Genomic DNA, 20,843 nt, shown 5'->3' on the forward strand with positions numbered 1-20,843 from the left:
AGAGCAGCCGTGAATGACGCTATCCCTCGCCCGCAGGCGAAAACCCGTAAGGCGCTGACGCCGCTATTAGAAATCCGCAACCTCACCAAATCCTACGATGGTCAACATGCGGTGGATGATGTCAGCCTGACCATCTACAAAGGTGAAATCTTCGCGCTGCTGGGCGCATCCGGCTGTGGCAAGTCCACGCTGCTGCGTATGCTGGCAGGTTTCGAACAACCTTCTGCCGGACAGATAATGCTTGATGGCGTCGATTTGTCACAGGTGCCGCCTTACCTGCGCCCCATCAATATGATGTTTCAGTCTTACGCGCTGTTTCCGCATATGACCGTGGAACAGAACATCGCTTTTGGCCTGAAACAGGACAAACTACCGAAAGCGGAAATTGCCAGTCGGGTCCATGAGATGCTCGGCCTGGTGCACATGCAGGAGTTCGCCAAACGCAAACCGCATCAGCTTTCCGGTGGTCAGCGACAGCGTGTGGCCCTGGCCCGAAGCCTTGCCAAACGCCCGAAACTATTACTGCTCGATGAGCCGATGGGCGCGCTGGATAAAAAGCTGCGTGACCGGATGCAGCTTGAAGTGGTGGATATTCTGGAGCGCGTCGGTGTGACTTGTGTGATGGTCACCCACGATCAGGAAGAGGCGATGACCATGGCGGGGCGTATCGCCATTATGAATCGCGGGAAATTTGTCCAGATTGGCGAGCCGGAAGAGATCTACGAGCATCCAACTACCCGCTACAGCGCTGAATTTATCGGTTCGGTTAATGTCTTTGAAGGTGTACTCAAAGAGCGTCAGGAAGATGGCCTGGTGCTTGATTCGCCGGGGCTGGTGCATCCACTGAAAGTCGATGCGGATGCTTCAGTGGTCGATAACGTGCCGGTACACGTAGCGCTGCGCCCGGAAAAAATCATGCTTTGCGAAGAGCCGCCCGCCAATGGTTGTAACTTCGCGGTGGGGGAGGTGATACACATTGCCTATCTCGGCGATCTTTCGGTGTATCACGTTCGTCTGAAAAGTGGGCAGATGATTAGCGCCCAGCTACAAAACGCCCATCGTCATCGTAAAGGGTTACCGACCTGGGGCGACGAAGTGCGTTTGTGCTGGGAAGTGGACAGCTGTGTGGTGCTGACGGTTTAAGGAGCAAAGATGAATACACTTGAACCTGCTGCCCAGTCGAAACCGCCGGGCGGATTTAAGCTGTGGTTGTCGCAGCTGCAAATGAAGCATGGGCGCAAACTGGTCATTGCGTTGCCATATATCTGGTTGATCTTGCTGTTTCTGCTGCCATTTCTGATTGTCTTTAAAATAAGCCTGGCGGAGATGGCGCGCGCTATTCCACCTTATACCGAACTGATGGAGTGGGCTGACGGGCAACTGTCCATCACTCTTAATCTCGGTAATTTTCTGCAACTGACCGACGATCCGCTCTATTTCGATGCTTATCTCCAGTCGCTACAGGTGGCTGCGATTTCGACATTTTGCTGTTTACTGATCGGCTATCCGCTGGCGTGGGCGGTGGCGCACAGTAAGCCTTCGACCCGTAATATTTTATTACTACTGGTGATCCTGCCGTCGTGGACCTCGTTTCTGATCCGCGTTTATGCCTGGATGGGAATATTAAAAAACAACGGTGTGCTGAATAATTTTCTGCTGTGGCTGGGGGTTATCGATCAACCGCTGACCATTCTGCATACCAATCTGGCAGTTTATATTGGCATTGTTTACGCCTACGTGCCGTTTATGGTACTGCCGATTTATACCGCGTTGATTCGTATTGATTATTCGCTGGTGGAAGCAGCGCTGGATCTCGGTGCACGACCGCTGAAAACGTTCTTTACTGTGATCGTGCCGCTGACTAAAGGTGGGATTATTGCCGGATCGATGCTGGTGTTTATCCCGGCTGTGGGCGAGTTTGTGATCCCGGAACTGCTCGGTGGCCCGGACAGCATCATGATCGGGCGCGTGCTATGGCAAGAGTTTTTCAATAACCGCGACTGGCCGGTGGCCTCGGCGGTAGCGATCATCATGTTGCTGCTGCTAATTGTGCCGATAATGTGGTTCCACAAACACCAGCAAAAAAGCGTGGGAGAACACGGATGAATAATTTACCGGTAGTTCGTTCGCCCTGGCGGATTGTGATTTTGCTGCTGGGCTTTACCTTTCTCTACGCGCCAATGCTGATGCTGGTTATCTATTCGTTTAACAGCTCGAAGCTGGTGACGGTGTGGGCCGGCTGGTCAACGCGCTGGTATGGTGAGTTATTGCGCGATGACGCGATGATGAGTGCGGTTGGTTTAAGCCTGACAATTGCTGCCTGTGCGGCAACGGCGGCGGCGATCCTCGGGACTATTGCGGCGGTGGTGCTGGTGCGCTTTGGCAGGTTTCGCGGATCAAATGGCTTTGCCTTTATGATCACCGCGCCGCTGGTGATGCCAGATGTCATCACGGGCTTGTCGCTGTTGTTATTATTCGTCGCGCTTGCTCATGCCATTGGCTGGCCTGCGGACCGCGGTATGCTCACCATCTGGCTGGCGCATGTCACTTTTTGTACGGCTTATGTGGCGGTCGTTATTTCTTCAAGATTGCGGGAACTGGATCGCTCGATAGAAGAAGCAGCGATGGATCTCGGTGCGACGCCGCTGAAAGTGTTTTTCGTCATTACGCTACCGATGATCATGCCCGCGATCATTTCTGGCTGGTTACTGGCTTTTACTTTGTCGCTTGATGATCTGGTGATCGCCAGCTTTGTATCCGGGCCGGGAGCCACCACGTTACCGATGCTGGTCTTTTCCAGCGTGCGGATGGGGGTGAATCCGGAAATCAACGCCCTTGCAACGTTAATTCTCGGTGCGGTCGGAATTGTCGGATTTATCGCCTGGTATCTGATGGCTCGCGCAGAAAAACAGCGGATACGCGATATCCAGCGTGCAAGACATGGCTGAAGACACTAAAATTTGCCAACCTGGCTACATAATGCCGCGCATGCCGCGGCATTGTTTTCATGGAAGACGAAACGTTGGGATTTTTTAAGAAAACATCTTCATCTCATGCTCGCCTGAATGTGCCTGCGCTGGTGCAGGTGGCGGCGCTCGCCATTATTATGATCCGTGGCCTCGACGTGCTGATGATTTTCAATACGCTGGGCGTGCGCGGTATTGGCGAGTTCATTCATCGCAGCGTACAAACCTGGAGTTTAACGCTGGTCTTTTTAAGCAGTCTGGTGCTGGTTTTCATTGAGATCTGGTGTGCGTTTTCACTGGTGAAAGGGCGTCGCTGGGCGCGCTGGCTATATCTGCTGACACAAATCACCGCCGCAAGTTACTTGTGGGCGGCTTCGCTGGGGTACGGTTATCCGGAGCTGTTCAGCATTCCCGGTGAATCAAAACGTGAAATCTTCCATAGCCTGATGCTGCAGAAGCTGCCGGATATGCTCATCCTGATGCTGCTGTTCGTTCCCTCGACCAGTCGGCGGTTCTTCCAGTTGCAATAATGTGTATAATCGTCGCCCCTGATGATGTGAAGGTCAATGTATGCAGTGCGCACTTTACGACGCGGGTCGCTGTCGTTCCTGTCAGTGGATAACGCAGCCGATTCCAGAGCAACTCTCCGCTAAAACCGCCGATCTTAAAAATCTGCTCGCCGATTTTCCGGTTGAGGAATGGTGCGCGCCGGTGTCAGGCCCGGAACAAGGGTTTCGTAATAAAGCCAAAATGGTGGTGAGTGGTAGCGTTGAAAAACCACTGCTCGGTATGCTGCATCGCGACGGCACACCAGAAGACCTTTGTGACTGCCCGCTTTATCCTGCCTCATTTGCGCCCGTTTTTGCGGCGCTAAAACCGTTTATCGCCCGTGCGGGGCTGACACCCTACAACGTGGCGCGTAAGCGTGGCGAACTGAAATACATTCTGCTGACTGAAAGCCAGAGCGATGGCGGCATGATGCTGCGCTTTGTACTGCGTTCTGAAACCAAACTGGCACAACTGCGTAAGGCGCTGCCGTGGTTACAGGAACAACTACCGCAACTGAAAGTTATTACCGTCAATATTCAGCCGGTACATATGGCGATTATGGAAGGGGAGACGGAGATCTACCTTACTGAACAACAGGCGCTGGCAGAGCGTTTTAATGACGTACCGCTGTGGATCCGTCCGCAAAGTTTCTTCCAGACTAATCCGGCGGTCGCCAGCCAGCTGTACGCTACCGCGCGCGACTGGGTACGGCAGCTGCCAGTTAAACATATGTGGGATCTGTTCTGCGGTGTGGGTGGCTTTGGTTTACACTGCGCGACGCCTGACATGCAGTTAACCGGGATCGAAATTGCATCAGAGGCCATTGCCTGTGCAAAGCAGTCAGCCGCTGAACTGGGCTTAACGCGTTTGCAATTTCAGGCGCTGGACTCCACTCAGTTTGCCACCGCTCAGGGGGAGGTGCCGGAGCTGGTGCTGGTTAATCCGCCGCGCCGCGGCATTGGTAAACCGCTATGTGATTATCTCTCAACAATGGCACCGCGTTTTATTATCTACTCCAGCTGTAACGCCCAAACCATGGCGAAAGATGTCCGCGAACTGCCAGGTTACCGCATCGAACGGGTACAGCTTTTTGATATGTTCCCGCACACCGCGCACTATGAAGTGCTGACGCTGCTGGTGAAGCAATAAAAAAGCCGCAGGTGCGGCTTCAGATTGCTGATCAGGTGCGCTTTGTTCATGCCGGATGCGGCGTGTACGCCTTATCCGGCCTACAAAATCATGCTAAATCAATACATTGCAGAGTTGATGTGGGCCGGATAAGCGCAGCGCATCAGGCAATCTTACTTTTGTCATCAGTCTCAATTACTGCGGAAACCACTGGTCATTGATTTTCTGATATGTACCGTCAGCTTTAATTGCTGCCAGCGCGTTATTCAGTTTTTCCAGCAGAGCTTTGTTATCCGGACGTACAGCGATGCCCAGACCGGTGCCGAAGTATTGCGGATCGGTCACTTTTTCAGTAGCAACGCCCAGTTGCGGATTGGTTTTCAGCCATTCGTTTACCACCGCTGTGTCACCAAATACCCCATCAATACGACCATTTTTCAGATCGATAAAGGCATTCTGATAACTGTCATAGGAGACAGTTTTCACTTCGGGGTGCTGATCCTGAATATATTTCTGGTGCGTGGTGCCGTTTTCCATCCCAATACGTTTGCCTTTCAGATCGGCAAACGTTTTGTAGGTATCTTTTTTGGCAATCACGACGGCTGAGTTTTCATAGTAGGGCGTGGTAAACGATACCTGCTTGCTACGCTCGGGCGTGATATCCATACCGGAGATTACGGCGTCATATTTTCTGAATTTCAGTGACGGGATCAGGCTGTCGAACGCGTGATTAGTAAAAGTACATTCTGCCTGCATTTGTTTGCACAAGGCTTTTGCCAGATCGATATCAAAGCCGACAATCTCATTATTAGCACCTATAGATTCAAAGGGTGGATAGGTGGCTGAAACGCCAAAATTGATTTTCTCTGCGGCAGAAGCACCGAAAGTAAAGGAAGCAAGTAAAGCGGCAAGAACTAACTTTTTCATGATGGAACTCCCGTCTGTCAATCTTATGATTTTTGGCCGTGTCTGCGGCATGGGATAACAATGCCATCAAGTGAATTTATATGCAATAAATATGATTAAATAATTTAAATGAAATAAAAAAAGACGGATACCTTAGTGAGTTGTCCGTCTTCATTATAAGAATTTATGCACTATGTAGGCCGGATAAGGCGTCCACGCCGCATCCGGCACAGGCACCGTGCTGATGTCTGATGCGACGCTGGCGCGTCTTATCAGACCTACAAACCCCCCCGGCGAATGTACGCAGCTACATTAATTTCGCCGTTCGAATGCCAGTGCTTTGCGCTCGATCAGACGCATCATCAGCGTCAGCAGGCCGTTGACGACCAGGTAAATAATCCCTGCCGCACCGAACACCATTACATCGTAGGTGCGTCCGTACAACAACTGGCTGTATCCCATCACTTCCATCAGCGTAATGGTGTAAGCCAGAGAGGTACTTTTGAACACCAGCACCACTTCGTTGGAATAAGAAGAGAGCGAGCGTTTAAAGGCATACGGCAGCAGGATCGCCAGCGTATCTTTTTTGCTCATTCCCAGGGCGCTACAGGACTGCCACTGACCTTCTGGGATCGCACGAATTGCACCGTAAAACAGCTGCGTGGTATACGCCGCACTGTTCAGCGATAACGCAATCAGCGCACATAACCACGGTTCTGACAACAAATGCCACAGTGCCGGATACTCCTGCAAAGTCGGAAACTGGCCCGGCCCGTAATAAATCAGGAAGATCTGCACCAGCAGCGGCGTACCGGTAAACAGCGTGATATAACCCCGCACCAGCCACACCAGCACCGGCGTTTTCAGCGTCAGGATGATGGTAAAAATCAATGCCAGAATCAGTGCCACAATCAGCGAGGCAACGGTTAGCGTCAGGCTGGTGTGTAGCCCTTTCATCAGTTCGGGTAAATACTCAAACATTAGCTGGGCCTCCGCTCAAAACGTGTCGCGCGCAGGTCAATGCGTTTGAGAATGTACTGACTGAGCAGGGTGATCACCAGGTAAATCGCCGCCGCCACAATGTACCAGGTAAATGGTTCCTGGGTACGAGTAGCGATGCTTTTTGTTTGCAGCATTAAATCATTCACACTAATCAAACTGACCAGCGCGGTATCTTTCAGCAGCACCAGCCACTGGTTACCGAGGCCAGGCAGCGCATGACGCCACATCTGCGGCATCACCAGACGGAAAAAGATAGCCGATTTCGACAGCCCCAGCGCCTGACCAGACTCCCACTGACCCACCGGCACCGCTTTCAACGCGCCCCGAAGCGTTTGCGAGGCATAGGCGGCATACAGCAGTGACAGAGCGATGACACCACAAAGGAACGGGCTAACGTCGAAGTTCTCAATGTCCATCTGCACTGGGATCTGCACGAACCCAAGATTGATAGTGAAGCCATCCGAAAGCGTCAGCAGCAGCTGCGAGGAGCCAAAATAGATAAACAGCACCACCAGAATTTCTGGCAGGCCACGCAGAATGGTTACCAGCGCTGAACCTGCCCACGCGACAGGACGCCATTTTGCCGACTCCCATACCGCAAAGAACATCGCCAGCGCCAGCCCGACAATCAATGCACAAACGGCAAGGCCGACGGTCATCCCGGCGGCGCTTGCTAAAGGAAAAAATTCATTCATCAGGAATTACTTCTGGAACCATTTGTTGTAGATGGTTTCGTAAGTGCCATCTTTCTTCACTTTTTCCAGCGCAGTGTTGAGTTTCTGCTGCAGCTCAGTGTTGCCCTGACGTACCGCGATGCCGAGGCCAGTGCCGAAGTAATCTTTATCGGTCACTTTGTCGCCCACCGCCGCCAGTTTCGGGTTATCTTTCAGCCACTCAGTGACCACTGCGGTGTCACCGAAGACGCCGTCGATACGCCCGTTTTGCAGATCCAGTTTTGCGTTCTGGTAGCTGTCATACGGAACGGTAGTGATTTCCGGGTGCTTATCCATAATGAATTTCTGGTGTGTCGTCCCGTTCTGAACGCCGACTTTTTTGCCTTTCAGCTGATCAACACTGGTGTATTTGCCTTGCTGACCCACAAACAGGGCAGAGTTGTCATAGTACGGGGTGGTAAACAGTACCTGCTTTTCACGCTCCGGAGTGATATCCATGCCCGCCATCACTGCTTCTACGCGACGGAATTTCAGGCTTGGGATCAGGCTGTCAAACGCCTGGTTAGAGAAAGTACAGGTTGCATCAATCTCTTTACACAGTGCCTGTGCCAGGTCGACGTCAAAACCAACGATCTGGTTGTTTGCATCAATCGATTCAAACGGAGGATAGGAGGCTTCGGTAGCAAAACGAATGGTTTCGGCAGCTGTGGCGGAAAGACTAAAACCTGCAATTAACGCGGCAATCAGAACTTTTTTCATTGTTGTTATCCCGAATCTTAGTGAGAGAGATAGTTTTTAAATGCTTCGGTTTGCGGCTCGGTAAAGCAGCTCGCGTCGCCTTGTTCTACGATATGACCATTTTCCATATACACCACTCGGCTGGCGGTTTTACGCGCCACTTCAACTTCGTGGGTGACGATCACCTGGGTAATATTCGTTTCTGCCAGCTCACGAATGATGCTGACGATTTGTGCCGTAATTTCCGGGTCCAGTGCGGCGGTCGGTTCATCGAACAGCAGTACCTGCGGTTCCATCATCAACGCACGGGCAATAGCAACACGCTGCTGCTGACCACCAGAAAGATGCAGCGGGTAACGATCGCTATAAGGTTTGAGACGCAGACGTTCCAGCAGTTTTTCTGCACGGGCCAGCGCCTGATCTTTACTCAACCCCAGTACACGGCAGGGCGCTTCAATCAGGTTTTGCTGCACGGTCAGATGCGGCCACAGGTTGTATTGCTGAAACACCATGCCAACGTTACGACGCAAATCGCGAATCGCTTTGTCAGAGGGTGTTTTGGTGAAATCGAAATGGTTGCCTGCAATGTTGAGCGTACCGGAGCGCGGCATCTCAAGCAGATTGAGTACACGCAGCAGCGAGCTTTTACCCGCGCCGCTGGGGCCAAGTAACACCAGCGTTTCGCCCTGTGGGCAATCCAGCGTGATATCGAACAGCGCCTGATGCGCGCCGTAGAAGCAATTAATGCCGTTTAATTGAATACTCATTGACACTCGTATACTGGCAGTCTGATAGCTATTGAGGTCGAAGATAGTACCTTTGACAGAATAATTATGCAATATTTATGCTTTAAAAGTTAAAAGCAAAGCGCATTATTCAATAAACATAGCACAAAATAACGGGGGCGGTGGTCGGTGAGCATAAATGTCGGCATTCCTCACGAAATGCCGGACAATTTACGGGGTTTATTGGTTGATCAAGGCGTTAGCGATTCTCGATGGACTGACGGAGCGTACCCGCCGTGGCATGAACGCTGCCGCCTAAATAGCGTACATCGTCGATCACCCAACACTGGCCTTCCTGAATCATTAACACTTCATCCTGCCAGCTCTGATCACCCTGTTTTAGATCCACACGCAGAGGAATATTTCGCGCATCACGATTCGGGATTGTTGAGGCACTGGCAACACGGGCGCTCTCTGGCAAGGTTGTGCGACTGGAGAATGGATCGTTGGTCAGTAGTTCCCGATGGTTATTATCCCGGGAGGCATCGCTAAGCAGTGTCGCCAGTTTGTCGCTCAGATAAGGGCGCAAGGCGGTGATGTCGTTGCTGCGGTGCAAAATGCGGTAGTCATAAAATTGCTGGGCCACGTTATCCGGGCCTCCTTCAACGCAAGGACCACTGCGTGTGCCGTTATCTTTATAAGCTGGAGTGACTGTGGTGCAGGCACTGAGGAGCAGTGCGCAGGGGATAAGCATTGTCAATTTGCTGTAGCGCATAATGATTTCCTTATAAGCGATCGCTCTGAAAGCGTTCTACGATAATAATGATATCCTTTCAATAATAGCGTATCAGTCTGATAATGCTTTAGAGATCGAAGGCTTAACAAACAAGGAGATCGATCATGCAATTTTCTACAACCCCAACTCTGGAAGGCCAGACCATCGTTGAATATTGCGGTGTGGTGACCGGCGAAGCGATTTTAGGTGCCAATATTTTCCGTGATTTCTTTGCCGGTATCCGCGATATCGTTGGCGGACGTTCCGGTGCGTATGAAAAAGAACTGCGTAAAGCACGGGAGATCGCCTTTGAGGAATTAGGCTCCCAGGCGCGGGCGCTGGGGGCCGATGCCGTCGTCGGTATTGATATCGACTACGAAACGGTCGGGCAAAACGGCAGTATGCTGATGGTTAGCGTCAGCGGTACGGCGGTGAAAACGCGTCGATGAGAAGAGTCTTCTGGCTGATCGCTGCCGCTCTGTTACTGGCAGGGTGTGCAGGCGAAAAAGGCATTGTCGAGAAAGAGGGATATCAGCTTGATACCCGACGCCAGGCGCAGGCGGCGTATCCGCGCATTAAAGTGCTGGTGATCCACTACACCGCAGATGATTTTGATAGCTCGCTGGCGACACTGACCGATAAGCAGGTCAGCTCGCATTATCTGGTCCCTGCGGTACCACCGCGATACAACGGTAAACCGCGCATCTGGCAACTGGTGCCGGAACAAGAACTGGCCTGGCATGCGGGGATTAGCGCCTGGCGCGGGGCAACGCGCCTTAACGACACCTCTATTGGCATTGAGCTGGAAAACCGTGGCTGGCAAAAATCGGCCGGAGTGAAATATTTTGCCCCGTTTGAACCGGCACAGATTCAGGCGCTTATTCCACTGGCGAAAGATATTATTGCCCGTTATCACATCAAGCCGGAAAACGTAGTGGCACATGCGGATATCGCACCGCAGCGCAAAGACGATCCGGGGCCATTATTTCCCTGGCAGCAACTGGCGCAGCAGGGGATTGGTGCCTGGCCGGATGCGCAGCGGGTTAACTTTTACCTTGCCGGGCGCGCGCCGCACACACCGGTAGATACCGCGTCATTGCTGGAGCTTTTGGCGCGCTACGGTTATGACGTTAAACCTGATATGACACCGCGCGAGCAGCGGCGCGTGATTATGGCATTCCAGATGCATTTCCGCCCGACGTTATATAACGGCGAAGCGGATGCAGAAACTCAGGCGATTGCCGAAGCATTGCTGGAGAAATACGGGCAGGATTAGCGCGGCAGTTTTCCGTGGTCGCGTAGCCAGGCGGCAGTTTTCTCGATACCTTCATCCAGGGTGATGACCGGCTGATAACCTAACTCTTCCTGCGCACGCGTAATATCCAGCGTAAAGTCAAAATTCAACTTGGAGACGCCGTAGTGGGTCAGCGGCGGCTCTTTTGCTGACTTGCGGCCTAAACGCTCCATGCTGCGGGCGATCATATCCAGCATCGGGTAGGGGACGGAACGAATACGACAGTCAATATTCAACTCGTCGATCAGCTTCTGCACGATGCTGCGCAGTGTGCGATGCTCGCCGTTGGTGATGTTGTACACACGCCCGGAAGGTAGCTTATCGCAGGCTTCCTGGCTTGCCAGCCACATTGCGTGCACGGCATTTTCATAGTAGGTCATATCGACCAGCGCACTGCCGCCATGCGGTAACAGAATACTGCCGTAGTGGTGCATCATATGCGCCAGACGGGGAATAAAGACTTTATCGTGCGGTCCGAACAGACTTTGTGGGCGCAGAATAGTAAAGCGCGTTTGTGGATTCGCCTGCGAAAGCATATTGATCACTTCTTCGCTGGCTGCTTTGCTGCGGGCAAACTCGTTGGCGAAGCGGTGAGGGCGAAAATCTTCTTTAATATCGCGATGGTGGTGATAATCGAAGTACAGGGAGGGGGAAGAGATATGAATAAAGTTACGCACACCCCAGGCGACAGCCCATTCACCCAGGCGGCGAGTGGCGCGAACGTTAGCCAGATCGAAAGCCTGTTGTGTCCCCCAGGGTGAGGTAAAGCTGGAGCAGTGCCACAGCGTATCAATGCCCGCGAGCATCACTTTAGCTTGTGATGAAACCAGCTCGGTCAGATCCGCCGGAACAAACTCTGCGCCCATTTTTTCCAGCAATTTGCCCATTGCCTCGTTGCGACCGGTCGCTCGCACGCTGATGCCTTTCTGGCATAAAAACTCTACCGCGTTTCGACCTAAGCCGCTGGTGGCGCCGGTAACCAGTACCTTCATATCAATCCACTGTTGTTGAGAAAATAACGTGCGCATTCTTCCGTGATTTCCCCCATGATGCAATGGGAAACATGAAAGAATAACGCAGGTTTTGTCGATTAATCTGTGCTTTGTTCTGCCAGTCTGGCGATTTGTTTTGCCATTCCGCGAAAAATAAACAGATGCGCGGGGATCATCAATAACCAGTAAAACAGCCCCGGCATACCGTGCGGATGCCAGAAAGCGCGGACATCGATAGTACGATAGTCGCCTTTATCTTCCAGGCTAAAACACAGTCGTCCCAGCCCCGGCGCTTTCATGCCAAATAACAACGTAAGTTGTTTTTCCGGTTCAACGACAATCACTTTCCAGCTATCTACCGCATCGCCAGTCTGTAAATATTCGCGCTCCGGGCGGCCTTTCGCCAGCTTATGACCGATCGCGCGGTCCATCAACGCCCGTGTCTGCCACAAAATATTGCCAAAGAAATAACGCTCTTTACCGCCGATTTGGTTCACTACCTGCCATAAAGCAGCAAGGCTGGCGGACGTTTTAACGGTAAACCCCGCCTGTTTGGCAAAATAACCGTACTCCGGTCGCCAGCGGGCAAAGGCCTGAGCGTCGTAGCCCCAGTCGCTGGAGTTGACCAGTTTTTCCTCCTCTTTCAACGTGCTACGTACCGCGTCATCGAAAGCGATCAGCCGTTGTGGGATGAGTGCACGTAGCGCGGTATCATCCGCCAGCAGATCGTGTTTCAGCCCCTGAATCAACGCCCTGGCGGTGGTGGGCGGTACGGAAGTAATCACATTGAGAAACCACACCGAAATCCAGCGGGTGGGGAGGGGGATGGGGATCAACCAGCGGCGCTTACCGCTCACCGCCATAAAATGTTCAAACTGTTGCTGATAACTGAGCACCTCTGGTCCGGCGGCTTCGAAGATGCGGTGTTCGCTGGCCGGATGATCTAACAACGCCACCAGATAGTGCAGCAAGTTTTCCAGCGCGATGGGCGTGGTGCGTGAACGTACCCAGCGTGGCGGCGTTAACACTGGCAGGTTGTAGACCATATCGCGCATGACTTCGAACGCCGCTGAACCTGCGCCAACGATAATTCCGGCCCGAAGTTCGGTCACAGGTACATTCGCTTCACGAAGAATGTCCGCCGTAGCCTGACGAGCACGCAGATGATCCGACTGCTCATGTGGCGGGGCCTGCAACGAACTGAGAAAGATTAATTGCTTAACTGGTACTTCACGTAGCGCATCGCGGACGTTGAGAGCCACCTGGCGCTCCTGAGCGATAAAATCGCCGCCTTCGCCCATGCTGTGCACCAGAAAATAGACGGTATCGATATCCTGCAACAGGGCCGGAAGGTTATCCGGCCAGCTGAGATCGACTTTATGGCAACTGACGTTTGCCAGTTGCAGCTTTGCAAGCCTGTCGACATGACGTGCCGCCGCCAGGATCTGATGCCCTTGCTGGCTGAGTGTGCGCACCAGATGCTGACCAATGTAGCCACTGGCACCGAGAACTAAAATGCGTTGCGGCACGTCTCTCTCCTTAACGCGCCAGGAATGCGCGCCAGTGGGCGGCGACTTCCGCCAGTTGTTCGCGCGAGACGTCAAGATGCGTCACCAGGCGGACAATCGGCGAGGCGTTAATCAGCACGTTTCTCGCTTTCATGTATTCGCCTAACGCGGCAGCATTTTCTTCCCCGACGCGAACAAACAGCATATTAGTGTCCTGACGCATCACATCCGCGCCTGCTTCACGCAGTTGCTCCGCCATCCAGGCGGCGTTGTCGTGATCTTCCTGCAACCGTGCGACGTTATTTTTCAGGGCATACATCCCGGCGGCAGCCAGAATCCCGGACTGACGCATCCCGCCACCGGCCATTTTCCGCCAGCGGATGGCACGTTTAATGTAATCACGATTACCGACGAGTAATGAACCGACTGGCGTCCCAAGACCTTTCGACAGGCAAATGGTGAACGAATCACAATATTGCGTGATCTCTTTCAGTTCGCAGCCGTAAGCCACCACGGCATTAAAGATGCGCGCACCGTCAACATGCAGCGCCAGATTGCGCTCGCGGGTAAATTCCCATGCTTCTTTCAGGTATTCACGCGGCAGCACTTTGCCGTTGTGGGTGTTTTCCAGACTGAGTAATTTGGTGCGGGCGAAATGGATATCGTCGGGTTTGATTTTCATCGCCACTTTATCCAGCGGTAGCGTGCCGTCGGCAGCCGCGTCGATGGGTTGCGGCTGAATACTGCCCAGCACCGCTGCGCCACCGGCTTCAAACAGATAGTTATGCGCGGCCTGACCGACAATATACTCTTCGCCACGTTCGCAGTGACTGAGCAGAGCGACCAGGTTGGCCTGAGTGCCGGTAGGCAGAAAAATGGCGGCTTCTTTACCGGAAAGCTCTGCTGCATAGTCCTGCAGAGCATTAACGGTAGGGTCGTCTCCGTAAACGTCGTCCCCAACCGGGGCGGCCATCATCGCTTCGAGCATGGCGCGGCTCGGTCGGGTAACGGTATCACTGCGTAAATCAATCATGGCATGTCCTTATTATGACGGGAAATGCCACCCTTTTTACCTTAGCCAGTTCGTTTTCGCCAGTTCGATCACTTCATCGCCGCGTCCGCTGATAATTGCGCGCAACATATACAGGCTAAAACCTTTGGCCTGTTCGAGTTTGATCTGCGGTGGAATGGCTAACTCTTCTTTGGCGACCACCACATCCACCAACACCGGACCGTCGATAGAGAAGGCGCGTTGCAGGGCTTCATCAACTTCAGACGCTTTTTCTACACGGATACCCGTAATGCCGCACGCTTCGGCAATGCGGGCAAAGTTTGTGTCGTGTAGTTCGGTGCCGTCAGTCAAATAGCCACCAGCTTTCATCTCCATCGCCACAAAGCCCAGCACGCTGTTGTTAAAGACGACAATTTTCACCGGCAGTTTCATCTGCACTACTGAGAGGAAATCGCCCATCAACATGCTAAAACCGCCATCGCCGCACATGGCGACCACCTGACGTTCTGGCTCTGTCGCCTGCGCACCCAGCGCCTGCGGCATGGCGTTAGCCATCGAACCGTGGTTAAACGAACCTAACAGGCGACGCTTGCCGTTCATTTTTAGATAACGTGCCGCCCACACCGTTGGCGTACCAACGTCACAGGTGAAAATAGCGTCATCGGCGGCAAAATGACTAATTTGCTGCGCCAGATATTGCGGGTGAATGGCTTTCTCGCTCGGTTTAGCTAAATCGTCCAGCCCTTTGCGGGCATCGCGGTAATCTTCCAGCGCTTTATCCAGAAACTTGCGATCGGTTTTTTCTTCCACCAGTGGCAGCAATGCGCGCAGGGTTGATTTGATATCGCCGACCAGCGCCATATCTACCTTGCTATGCGCGCCGATGCTGGCTGGATTGATATCAATCTGAATAATTTTGGCATCGGTCGGGTAGAACGCACGGTAGGGGAACTGAGTACCGAGTAGCACTAACGTGTCGGCGTTCATCATGGTATGGAAACCTGACGAGAAGCCGATTAACCCGGTCATTCCAACATCATACGGATTATCGTATTCGACATGTTCTTTACCGCGCAGGGCATGAACAATAGGCGCTTTAATTTTCCCGGCAAACTCAACTAACTCTTTATGCGCCCCCGCGCAGCCGCTGCCACACATCAGGGCGATATTGCTGGAATAACGCAGCAGTTGCGCCAGTTTGCGTAACTCTTCTTCTTCCGGCGTCACGATTGGTTGTGGCGCATGATACCAGTGCGTGGTTGCCCCTTCTGGCGCAGGTTTTAACGCCACGTCGCCTGGTAACACGACAACCGAAACGCCACGGTTAAGCACCGCTTTGCGCATGGCAATCGCCAGTACTTGTGGAATCTGCTCCGGGCTGGAAACCAGCTCGCAATAGTGACTACATTCGCGGAATAGCTCTTGTGGGTGGGTTTCCTGGAAATAGCCGCTGCCAATTTCGCTGGAGGGAATATGAGCGGCAATCGCCAGTACCGGAACGTGATTGCGGTGGCAATCGAACAGGCCGTTGATTAAGTGCAGGTTGCCGGGGCCGCACGATCCGGCACAGACCGCCAGTTCTCCGCTAAGTTGTGCTTCAGCGCCAGCGGCAAAGGCCGCCACTTCTTCGTGGCGGGTGGACATCCACTCGATGGTGCCCATGCGATTAAGACTGTCACTAAGACCGTTCAGAGAGTCGCCTGTGACTCCCCAGATGCGTTTCACCCCTGCCGATTCGAGTGTTTTGGCGATATAAGCTGCAACCGTTTGTTTCATGGTTCTCCATCTCCTGAATGTGATAACGGTAACAAGTTTAGTTCATCTGACGGAGGGGGAAGGGATGGGAGAGAAAGGAGGCACTAACGGTTAAATAGCCCGATGAAAGGAATATCATCGGGCATAAGGCGATTATGCGAGAACCAAATCCCCCTGCGGATGGCAGGAGCAGGCCAGTACGTAACCTTCAGCGATTTCGGCGTCGGTCAGCGTCATTGTACTGCTCACCGTATATTCACCGGAAACCACTTTTGTCTTACAGCAGCCGCAAACACCCGCACGGCAGGCAGCGACAACCGGAACGTTATTGCTTTCCAGCGCCTCCAGTAGCGTGGTGCCAACCGGGGCGTAAAATTCTCGTGCCGGTTGCAGTTTGGTGAATTTCAGACCGCTGGTCGCCGCTTCTGCTACTGGGGTGAAGAATTTCTCTTTAAAGAAACGCGTCACGCCGAGCGCTTTCACTTCCTGCTCTACCCAATCCATATACGGAGCCGGGCCGCAGGTCATCACGGTACGTGAAGCTAAGTCAGGTACACCTGCCAGCAGTTCGCGAGTGAGACGACCAGCGATAAAGCCTTCGGTAACGTTATTTTCTGCCACCAGCGTTACCGGATAGTTACGCCACTCATCGGCGAAAATAACATCCTGCGGCGTACGCACGTTGTAGATCACCCGCACATCGGCCTGTGGACGGTTCTTCGCAAGCCAGCGACGCATCGACATAATCGGCGTGACGCCGCAGCCTGCCGCCAGCAACAGGAATTTATCTTCTGCTTTATCGTCGCAGGTAAATTCCCCCATCGCGTCCGAAAGCCAGAGATAATCACCGCGTTTTACATCGCGCGTCAGCCACTGGGAGCCGACACCGTCATCAATCCGCCGCACGGTCAGGGTGATATATTCACTCACGCCTGGCGTGGAGGAAATGGTGTAAGCACGCAGCGTTTCCGCTGAGTTTCGCACGCTGACCAGTGCATATTGCCCGGCGCGATATGGGTAGTAATCGTGGCAAATCAGGGAAATCGTCCACACATCCGGCGTTTCTTGCGTAATGTGATGAACCTGCATCCGCCACGGGCATTGATTCGTTGGCATCGTCATCGACAAACTCCTTACGCGCTCAACAGTTGCTTCATGTCTTCTTCAACAGTGGTGATAGAACGCAGGCCAAATTTCTCGTTCAGCACCGCCAGCAGGTCTGGTGTCAGGAAACCAGGTGCAGTCGGGCCGGTGACGATATTTTTCACGCCCAGAGAAAGCAGCGTCAGCAGAATGACGATCGCTTTCTGTTCAAACCAGGAGAGCACCAGCGACAGCGGCAGATCGTTGACACCGCAGCCCAGTTTCTCTGCCAGAGTGACAGCCAGAATAATCGCTGAGTAAGCATCGTTACATTGACCTGCATCTACCAGACGCGGCAGACCTTCGATATCGCCAAACTCAAGTTTGTTAAAGCGATATTTACCACAGGCGAGGGTCAGGATCAGGCAGTCATCCGGCACGCTGGTGGCGAAATCGGTGAAGTAGTGGCGCTCGCCGCGTGCGCCGTCACAGCCACCAAGCAGGAAGATATGACGCAGTTTTTCACGGCTAACCAGATCAATCAGCGTATCGGCTGCACCAAGCAGCGTCTGGCGACCAAAGCCCACGGTGATCAGGTGAGGAATTTCGCTGTACGGGAAGCCCGCCATTTGTTGCGCCTGGGCGATGACCGCAGAGAAATCTTCGCCATCCAGATGACGCACGCCAGGCCAGCCAACGATGCTGCGGGTCCAGATACGATCGTCATAAGCGCCTACGGTTGGGTCGATGATGCAGTTCGAGGTCATCACGATGGGGCCAGGGAAACGAGCGAACTCTACTTGCTGATTCTGCCAGCCGCTGCCGTAGTTACCGACCAGATGCTTGAATTTACGCAGCTCCGGGTAGCCATGCGCAGGCAGCATTTCGCCGTGGGTGTAGACATTAACGCCCGTGCCTTCGGTCTGTTCCAGCAGGTTGTAGAGATCTTTGAGATCGTGACCGGAAATCAGAATGCATTTACCCGCCGTCGCTTTGACGTTGACCTGGGTTGGCGTCGGGTGACCGTATTTACCGGTTTCGCCTGCATCCAGAATGCTCATCACTTTGAAGTTCATCTGGCCGATTTCCATTGAACACTCAAGAAGCGCGTTCATATCGGCAGGCCAGGTCCCCAGCCACGCCATGATTTTATGGTACTGGGCATAAATATCGTTGTCGTATTGACCGAGAACATGCGCGTGTTCCATATAGGCCGCCGCACCTTTCAGGCCATACAGGCACAGCAGACGCAGGCCGAGAATGTTTTCGCCAATCGCCGCTTTATCTTTGTTAGGGGTAAATTCTGCTGCCTGACGTTGCAGCTCGCCGAGATCGTCGCTCACCAGTTGCAGGTCAGCCATCGGGTTATCGACGCGCGCGTTGGCATCTACAGCCAGGCATTGCGCTTTCAGCGCCTCGCGCAGGGCAATCGCTTCACGAGCGTAGCCGACAATACGCGGAGAATCGAAGTTAACGTTGGTCAGGGTTGAGAAAAAGGCACGTGGCGCGAAGCTGTCAACATCGTGGTTGATGATGCCGTATTCACGCGCTTTTACCGCCCAGGCAGAAAGCCCTTGCAGCGCCGCGATGAGTAAATCCTGAAGGTCAGAAGTTTCCGCCGTTTTACCACACATCCCCTGCGCGTATGAGCAGCCGTTTCCTGCCGGAGTACGGATAGTTTGTTCACATTGCACACAAAACATGATCACACCTTTTAAAGTTATATTTAATATGCATGTTTAAGGTTAAGACGCTTAACGCGGGGATAAAAGGGATTTTTCATGCAACTTTAAGGGAGATTGATTTAGCGCAATTTTGGCGGCAGGGATCTACCGCCAGAGAGGTATTACGCAGAGAAAAAGGCGATGAGGATCGGCACTAACAGGCTAAGAATAAAACCGTGAACAATTGCCGCCGGGACCATATCCAGCCCGCCAGTACGTTGAAGAACGGGCAGGGTGAAATCCATTGATGTGGCACCGCATAAGCCCAGTGCAGTAGAGCGGCTGCGGCGAATCAGCCCAGGGATCAACATAATAGCAATCAGTTCACGGGCCAGATCATTAAAAAACGCCGCGCTCCCGATTACCGGACCAAAAGATTCGGTCAATAAAATACCGGAAAGAGAATACCAGCCGAAACCGGAGGCCATTGCCAGCGCGGTATTGATGGGGAGATCAAGAATAAAGGCGTTAATTAAACCACCAATTAATGAACTGACAACCACCACCACGGCGACAATCATTCCCCGGCGATTAAGGACAATCTGCTTTAAGGTCATGCCATTATTGCGCAACTGAATACCAACGAGGAAAAGTAGCAAAATTAACGTGTATTCACTGGCTTCGGTCGCGTGTTGTAAGAAAGCCAGTCCACTCAGACCAATGGCAAAACCAATCACTACTACGCCGCACAGTTTTAGCGACTCCAGCGCCATCGCAATACGCGACGGGAGTTTTTCTTGCTGATGGTGGTTGCGCCACGGCAGGCCTCGCTCCAGCCACATCAGGGCGGCAATATTACACAGTAAAATAACGGTAATACTGACGGCAGAATAATGCAGAATCGCCAACAGGTTACTGGCGAGGTTATCGAGAAACGCCAGACTGATACCCATAAAAAAGAGAATAAGGTAAACCATCCAGCTTAATAGCTGATTAATAACTTTTAACGCAGCTTGTTGGCGAAGCGGAATGAGGTAACCCACAATCAGGGGAACCAGAATGATTAACAGCCCAGAAAACATGAAAACCCAGTCCTTGCAAAGATGAAGTCGAAATGCGCGATGACACACTACTGAAAGCGGAAGGACGAGTAAAGTTGCAATTAAAAGGAAATGTTATGCATAAGGAGCAGTAGAGTATTCGTTTTCATTTAAAGATATTCTTGCGCTTTAATTACAAACTGCACCGATGTTGGTGGCGTCAAAATCGCCGAGGCGTTCCCTGAAGGCCGGGGCAGCCCACATGGATGTGGGCTGAGGGCGCGTTTTACAGGGATGTTACCTCGCGCCCGACCCGGTAGCCGTAAGGGATAAGCCGAGGGCACCGCGCAGCGGCGATTTTGTTCGCCAGAGCCCGGGGGTGCAGGGGGCGGCGGCGATTGGCCGCCCCCTGCGCGCTCCTTGCGCCAGTGGCAATATGTGGCTTAGCTCATGAAAGGAGCGCAACAAGATGATGAATCAACATATAACAACATCTTAAAAAAAGGCCTGACATTACGCCAGGCCTTCTGCGTTAATTAATCACGCTTTTCCAGCAGGGTCCGGTAAATCAGACCACCGATAATGCCGCCGACAATTGGCACCACCCAGAAGAACCACAGTTGTTCTAATGCCCAGCCGCCCTGGAAGATAGCAACCGCGGTGCTGCGCGCCGGGTTAACAGAAGTGTTAGTCACCGGAATACTAATTAAGTGAATCAGGGTTAAGGCCAGACCAATAGCGATCGGCGCAAAACCTGCCGGCGCGAATTTGTCGGTTGTGCCGTGGATCACCAACAGGAAACCTGCACTCAATACCAGTTCAACTACCAGCGCGGAAAGCATGGAATAACCGCCTGGTGAATGCTCGCCATAACCGTTAGAAGCAAAACCGCTGGCTGCCGCGTCAAAACCCGTTTTACCACTGGCAATTAAATACAGCAGCGCCGCTGGGTGATGCTGCCAACTTACTGATTTAGTGTATGATGGTGTTTTTGAGGTGCTCCAGTGGCTTCTGTTTCTATCAGCTGTCCCT

Annotated in this window: 21 protein-coding genes; 7 read left to right on the forward strand and 14 right to left on the reverse strand. The window is 52.8% G+C overall.

The genetic code is table 11. The features are described from left to right. Nucleotides 1–9 precede the first annotated feature (9 nt). From potG to rlmC, 5 genes are read left to right on the forward strand one after another with little or no spacing between them, the layout of a single operon-like run. Nucleotides 10–1,143 carry a putrescine ABC transporter ATP-binding subunit PotG gene (gene potG / locus FTE26_RS05355; RefSeq protein ID WP_000995994.1) on the forward strand — a complete coding sequence of 378 codons (1,134 nt, stop codon included), beginning with the start codon at nt 10–12 and terminating at the stop codon, nt 1,141–1,143. A gap of 9 nt (nt 1,144–1,152) precedes the next feature. Further along, nucleotides 1,153–2,106: a putrescine ABC transporter permease PotH gene (gene potH / locus FTE26_RS05360; protein WP_001093858.1), complete on the forward strand. Its 954-nt coding sequence runs from the start codon at nt 1,153–1,155 to the stop codon at nt 2,104–2,106. Continuing rightward, a complete protein-coding gene (potI, locus tag FTE26_RS05365) occupies nt 2,103–2,948 on the forward strand; it encodes a putrescine ABC transporter permease PotI (RefSeq protein ID WP_001061657.1) in 846 nt (281 codons plus the stop codon). The genes potH and potI overlap by 4 nt, the downstream gene beginning before the upstream one ends. 59 nt (nt 2,949–3,007) lie before the next feature. Then, nucleotides 3,008–3,496: a YbjO family protein gene (locus tag FTE26_RS05370; RefSeq protein WP_000389260.1), complete on the forward strand. Its 489-nt coding sequence runs from the start codon at nt 3,008–3,010 to the stop codon at nt 3,494–3,496. A 40-nt stretch (nt 3,497–3,536) separates the two neighbouring features. Next, nucleotides 3,537–4,664, forward strand: coding sequence for a 23S rRNA (uracil(747)-C(5))-methyltransferase RlmC (gene rlmC / locus FTE26_RS05375; RefSeq protein ID WP_001149734.1), 1,128 nt, complete (start codon nt 3,537–3,539; stop codon nt 4,662–4,664). Between the two features lie 174 nt (nt 4,665–4,838). Here the strand turns inward: rlmC and artJ are convergent, their stop codons facing one another. The 6 genes from artJ to FTE26_RS05405 all read right to left on the reverse strand — a co-directional run bounded on the left by artJ (nt 4,839) and on the right by FTE26_RS05405 (nt 9,463). After that, nucleotides 4,839–5,570 (reverse strand): arginine ABC transporter substrate-binding protein ArtJ, encoded by a 732-nt coding sequence (gene artJ, locus FTE26_RS05380; RefSeq protein WP_001295905.1) that lies wholly within the window; start codon nt 5,568–5,570, stop codon nt 4,839–4,841. Between the two features lie 291 nt (nt 5,571–5,861). Continuing rightward, complete coding sequence (artM, locus tag FTE26_RS05385; RefSeq protein WP_000464491.1) at nt 5,862–6,530, reverse strand: arginine ABC transporter permease ArtM; 669 nt, start codon at nt 6,528–6,530, stop codon at nt 5,862–5,864. Further along, a complete protein-coding gene (gene artQ, locus FTE26_RS05390; RefSeq protein ID WP_001001691.1) occupies nt 6,530–7,246 on the reverse strand; it encodes an arginine ABC transporter permease ArtQ in 717 nt (238 codons plus the stop codon). The genes artM and artQ overlap by 1 nt, the downstream gene beginning before the upstream one ends. A 6-nt stretch (nt 7,247–7,252) precedes the next feature. Then, a complete protein-coding gene (gene artI / locus FTE26_RS05395) occupies nt 7,253–7,984 on the reverse strand; it encodes an arginine ABC transporter substrate-binding protein ArtI (RefSeq protein WP_000756569.1) in 732 nt (243 codons plus the stop codon). Between the two features lie 17 nt (nt 7,985–8,001). Next, complete coding sequence (gene artP / locus FTE26_RS05400; protein ID WP_000027205.1) at nt 8,002–8,730, reverse strand: arginine ABC transporter ATP-binding protein ArtP; 729 nt, start codon at nt 8,728–8,730, stop codon at nt 8,002–8,004. 217 nt (nt 8,731–8,947) lie between these two features. Beyond that, complete coding sequence (locus FTE26_RS05405; RefSeq protein ID WP_001270740.1) at nt 8,948–9,463, reverse strand: lipoprotein; 516 nt, start codon at nt 9,461–9,463, stop codon at nt 8,948–8,950. A gap of 125 nt (nt 9,464–9,588) precedes the next feature. On the opposite strand from FTE26_RS05405, the gene FTE26_RS05410 reads away from it, so the two are divergent. Both FTE26_RS05410 and amiD read left to right on the forward strand, forming a co-directional pair. Next, nucleotides 9,589–9,912, forward strand: coding sequence for a heavy metal-binding domain-containing protein (locus tag FTE26_RS05410; RefSeq protein WP_001160737.1), 324 nt, complete (start codon nt 9,589–9,591; stop codon nt 9,910–9,912). Next, complete coding sequence (amiD, locus tag FTE26_RS05415) at nt 9,909–10,739, forward strand: N-acetylmuramoyl-L-alanine amidase AmiD (protein ID WP_001255144.1); 831 nt, start codon at nt 9,909–9,911, stop codon at nt 10,737–10,739. Before FTE26_RS05410 ends, amiD begins: the two co-directional genes overlap by 4 nt. Here amiD and FTE26_RS05420 read toward each other — a convergent pair. The 8 genes from FTE26_RS05420 to FTE26_RS05455 all read right to left on the reverse strand — a co-directional run. Continuing rightward, nucleotides 10,736–11,749, reverse strand: a complete 1,014-nt coding sequence (locus FTE26_RS05420; protein WP_001338420.1) for an NAD-dependent epimerase/dehydratase family protein — start codon at nt 11,747–11,749, stop codon at nt 10,736–10,738. The two genes, amiD and FTE26_RS05420, sit on opposite strands and share 4 nt — an antisense overlap. Before the next feature lie 98 nt (nt 11,750–11,847). Further along, a complete protein-coding gene (locus FTE26_RS05425; protein WP_001136554.1) occupies nt 11,848–13,278 on the reverse strand; it encodes an SDR family oxidoreductase in 1,431 nt (476 codons plus the stop codon). 10 nt (nt 13,279–13,288) lie between these two features. After that, nucleotides 13,289–14,290, reverse strand: a complete 1,002-nt coding sequence (gene ltaE / locus FTE26_RS05430) for a low-specificity L-threonine aldolase (RefSeq protein ID WP_000566372.1) — start codon at nt 14,288–14,290, stop codon at nt 13,289–13,291. Nucleotides 14,291–14,326: 36 nt separating this feature from the next. After that, nucleotides 14,327–16,045, reverse strand: a complete 1,719-nt coding sequence (gene poxB / locus FTE26_RS05435) for a ubiquinone-dependent pyruvate dehydrogenase (protein ID WP_000815350.1) — start codon at nt 16,043–16,045, stop codon at nt 14,327–14,329. Between the two features lie 132 nt (nt 16,046–16,177). Further along, entirely contained in the window at nt 16,178–17,146 is a 969-nt protein-coding gene (hcr, locus tag FTE26_RS05440) for an NADH oxidoreductase (protein ID WP_000178677.1), read from the reverse strand. Between the two features lie 11 nt (nt 17,147–17,157). Further along, nucleotides 17,158–18,810, reverse strand: coding sequence for a hydroxylamine reductase (gene hcp, locus FTE26_RS05445; protein ID WP_000458817.1), 1,653 nt, complete (start codon nt 18,808–18,810; stop codon nt 17,158–17,160). Nucleotides 18,811–18,953: 143 nt separating this feature from the next. Beyond that, complete coding sequence (gene lysO / locus FTE26_RS05450) at nt 18,954–19,853, reverse strand: L-lysine exporter LysO (RefSeq protein ID WP_000491142.1); 900 nt, start codon at nt 19,851–19,853, stop codon at nt 18,954–18,956. Between the two features lie 494 nt (nt 19,854–20,347). Then, nucleotides 20,348–20,843 (reverse strand): aquaporin (locus FTE26_RS05455; protein WP_272457515.1); only part of this gene is annotated, 496 nt, incomplete at its 5' end.

The sequence above is a fragment of the Escherichia sp. S10b genome, from assembly GCF_028421345.1.
Taxonomy (GTDB): Bacteria; Pseudomonadota; Gammaproteobacteria; order Enterobacterales; family Enterobacteriaceae; genus ECMA0423.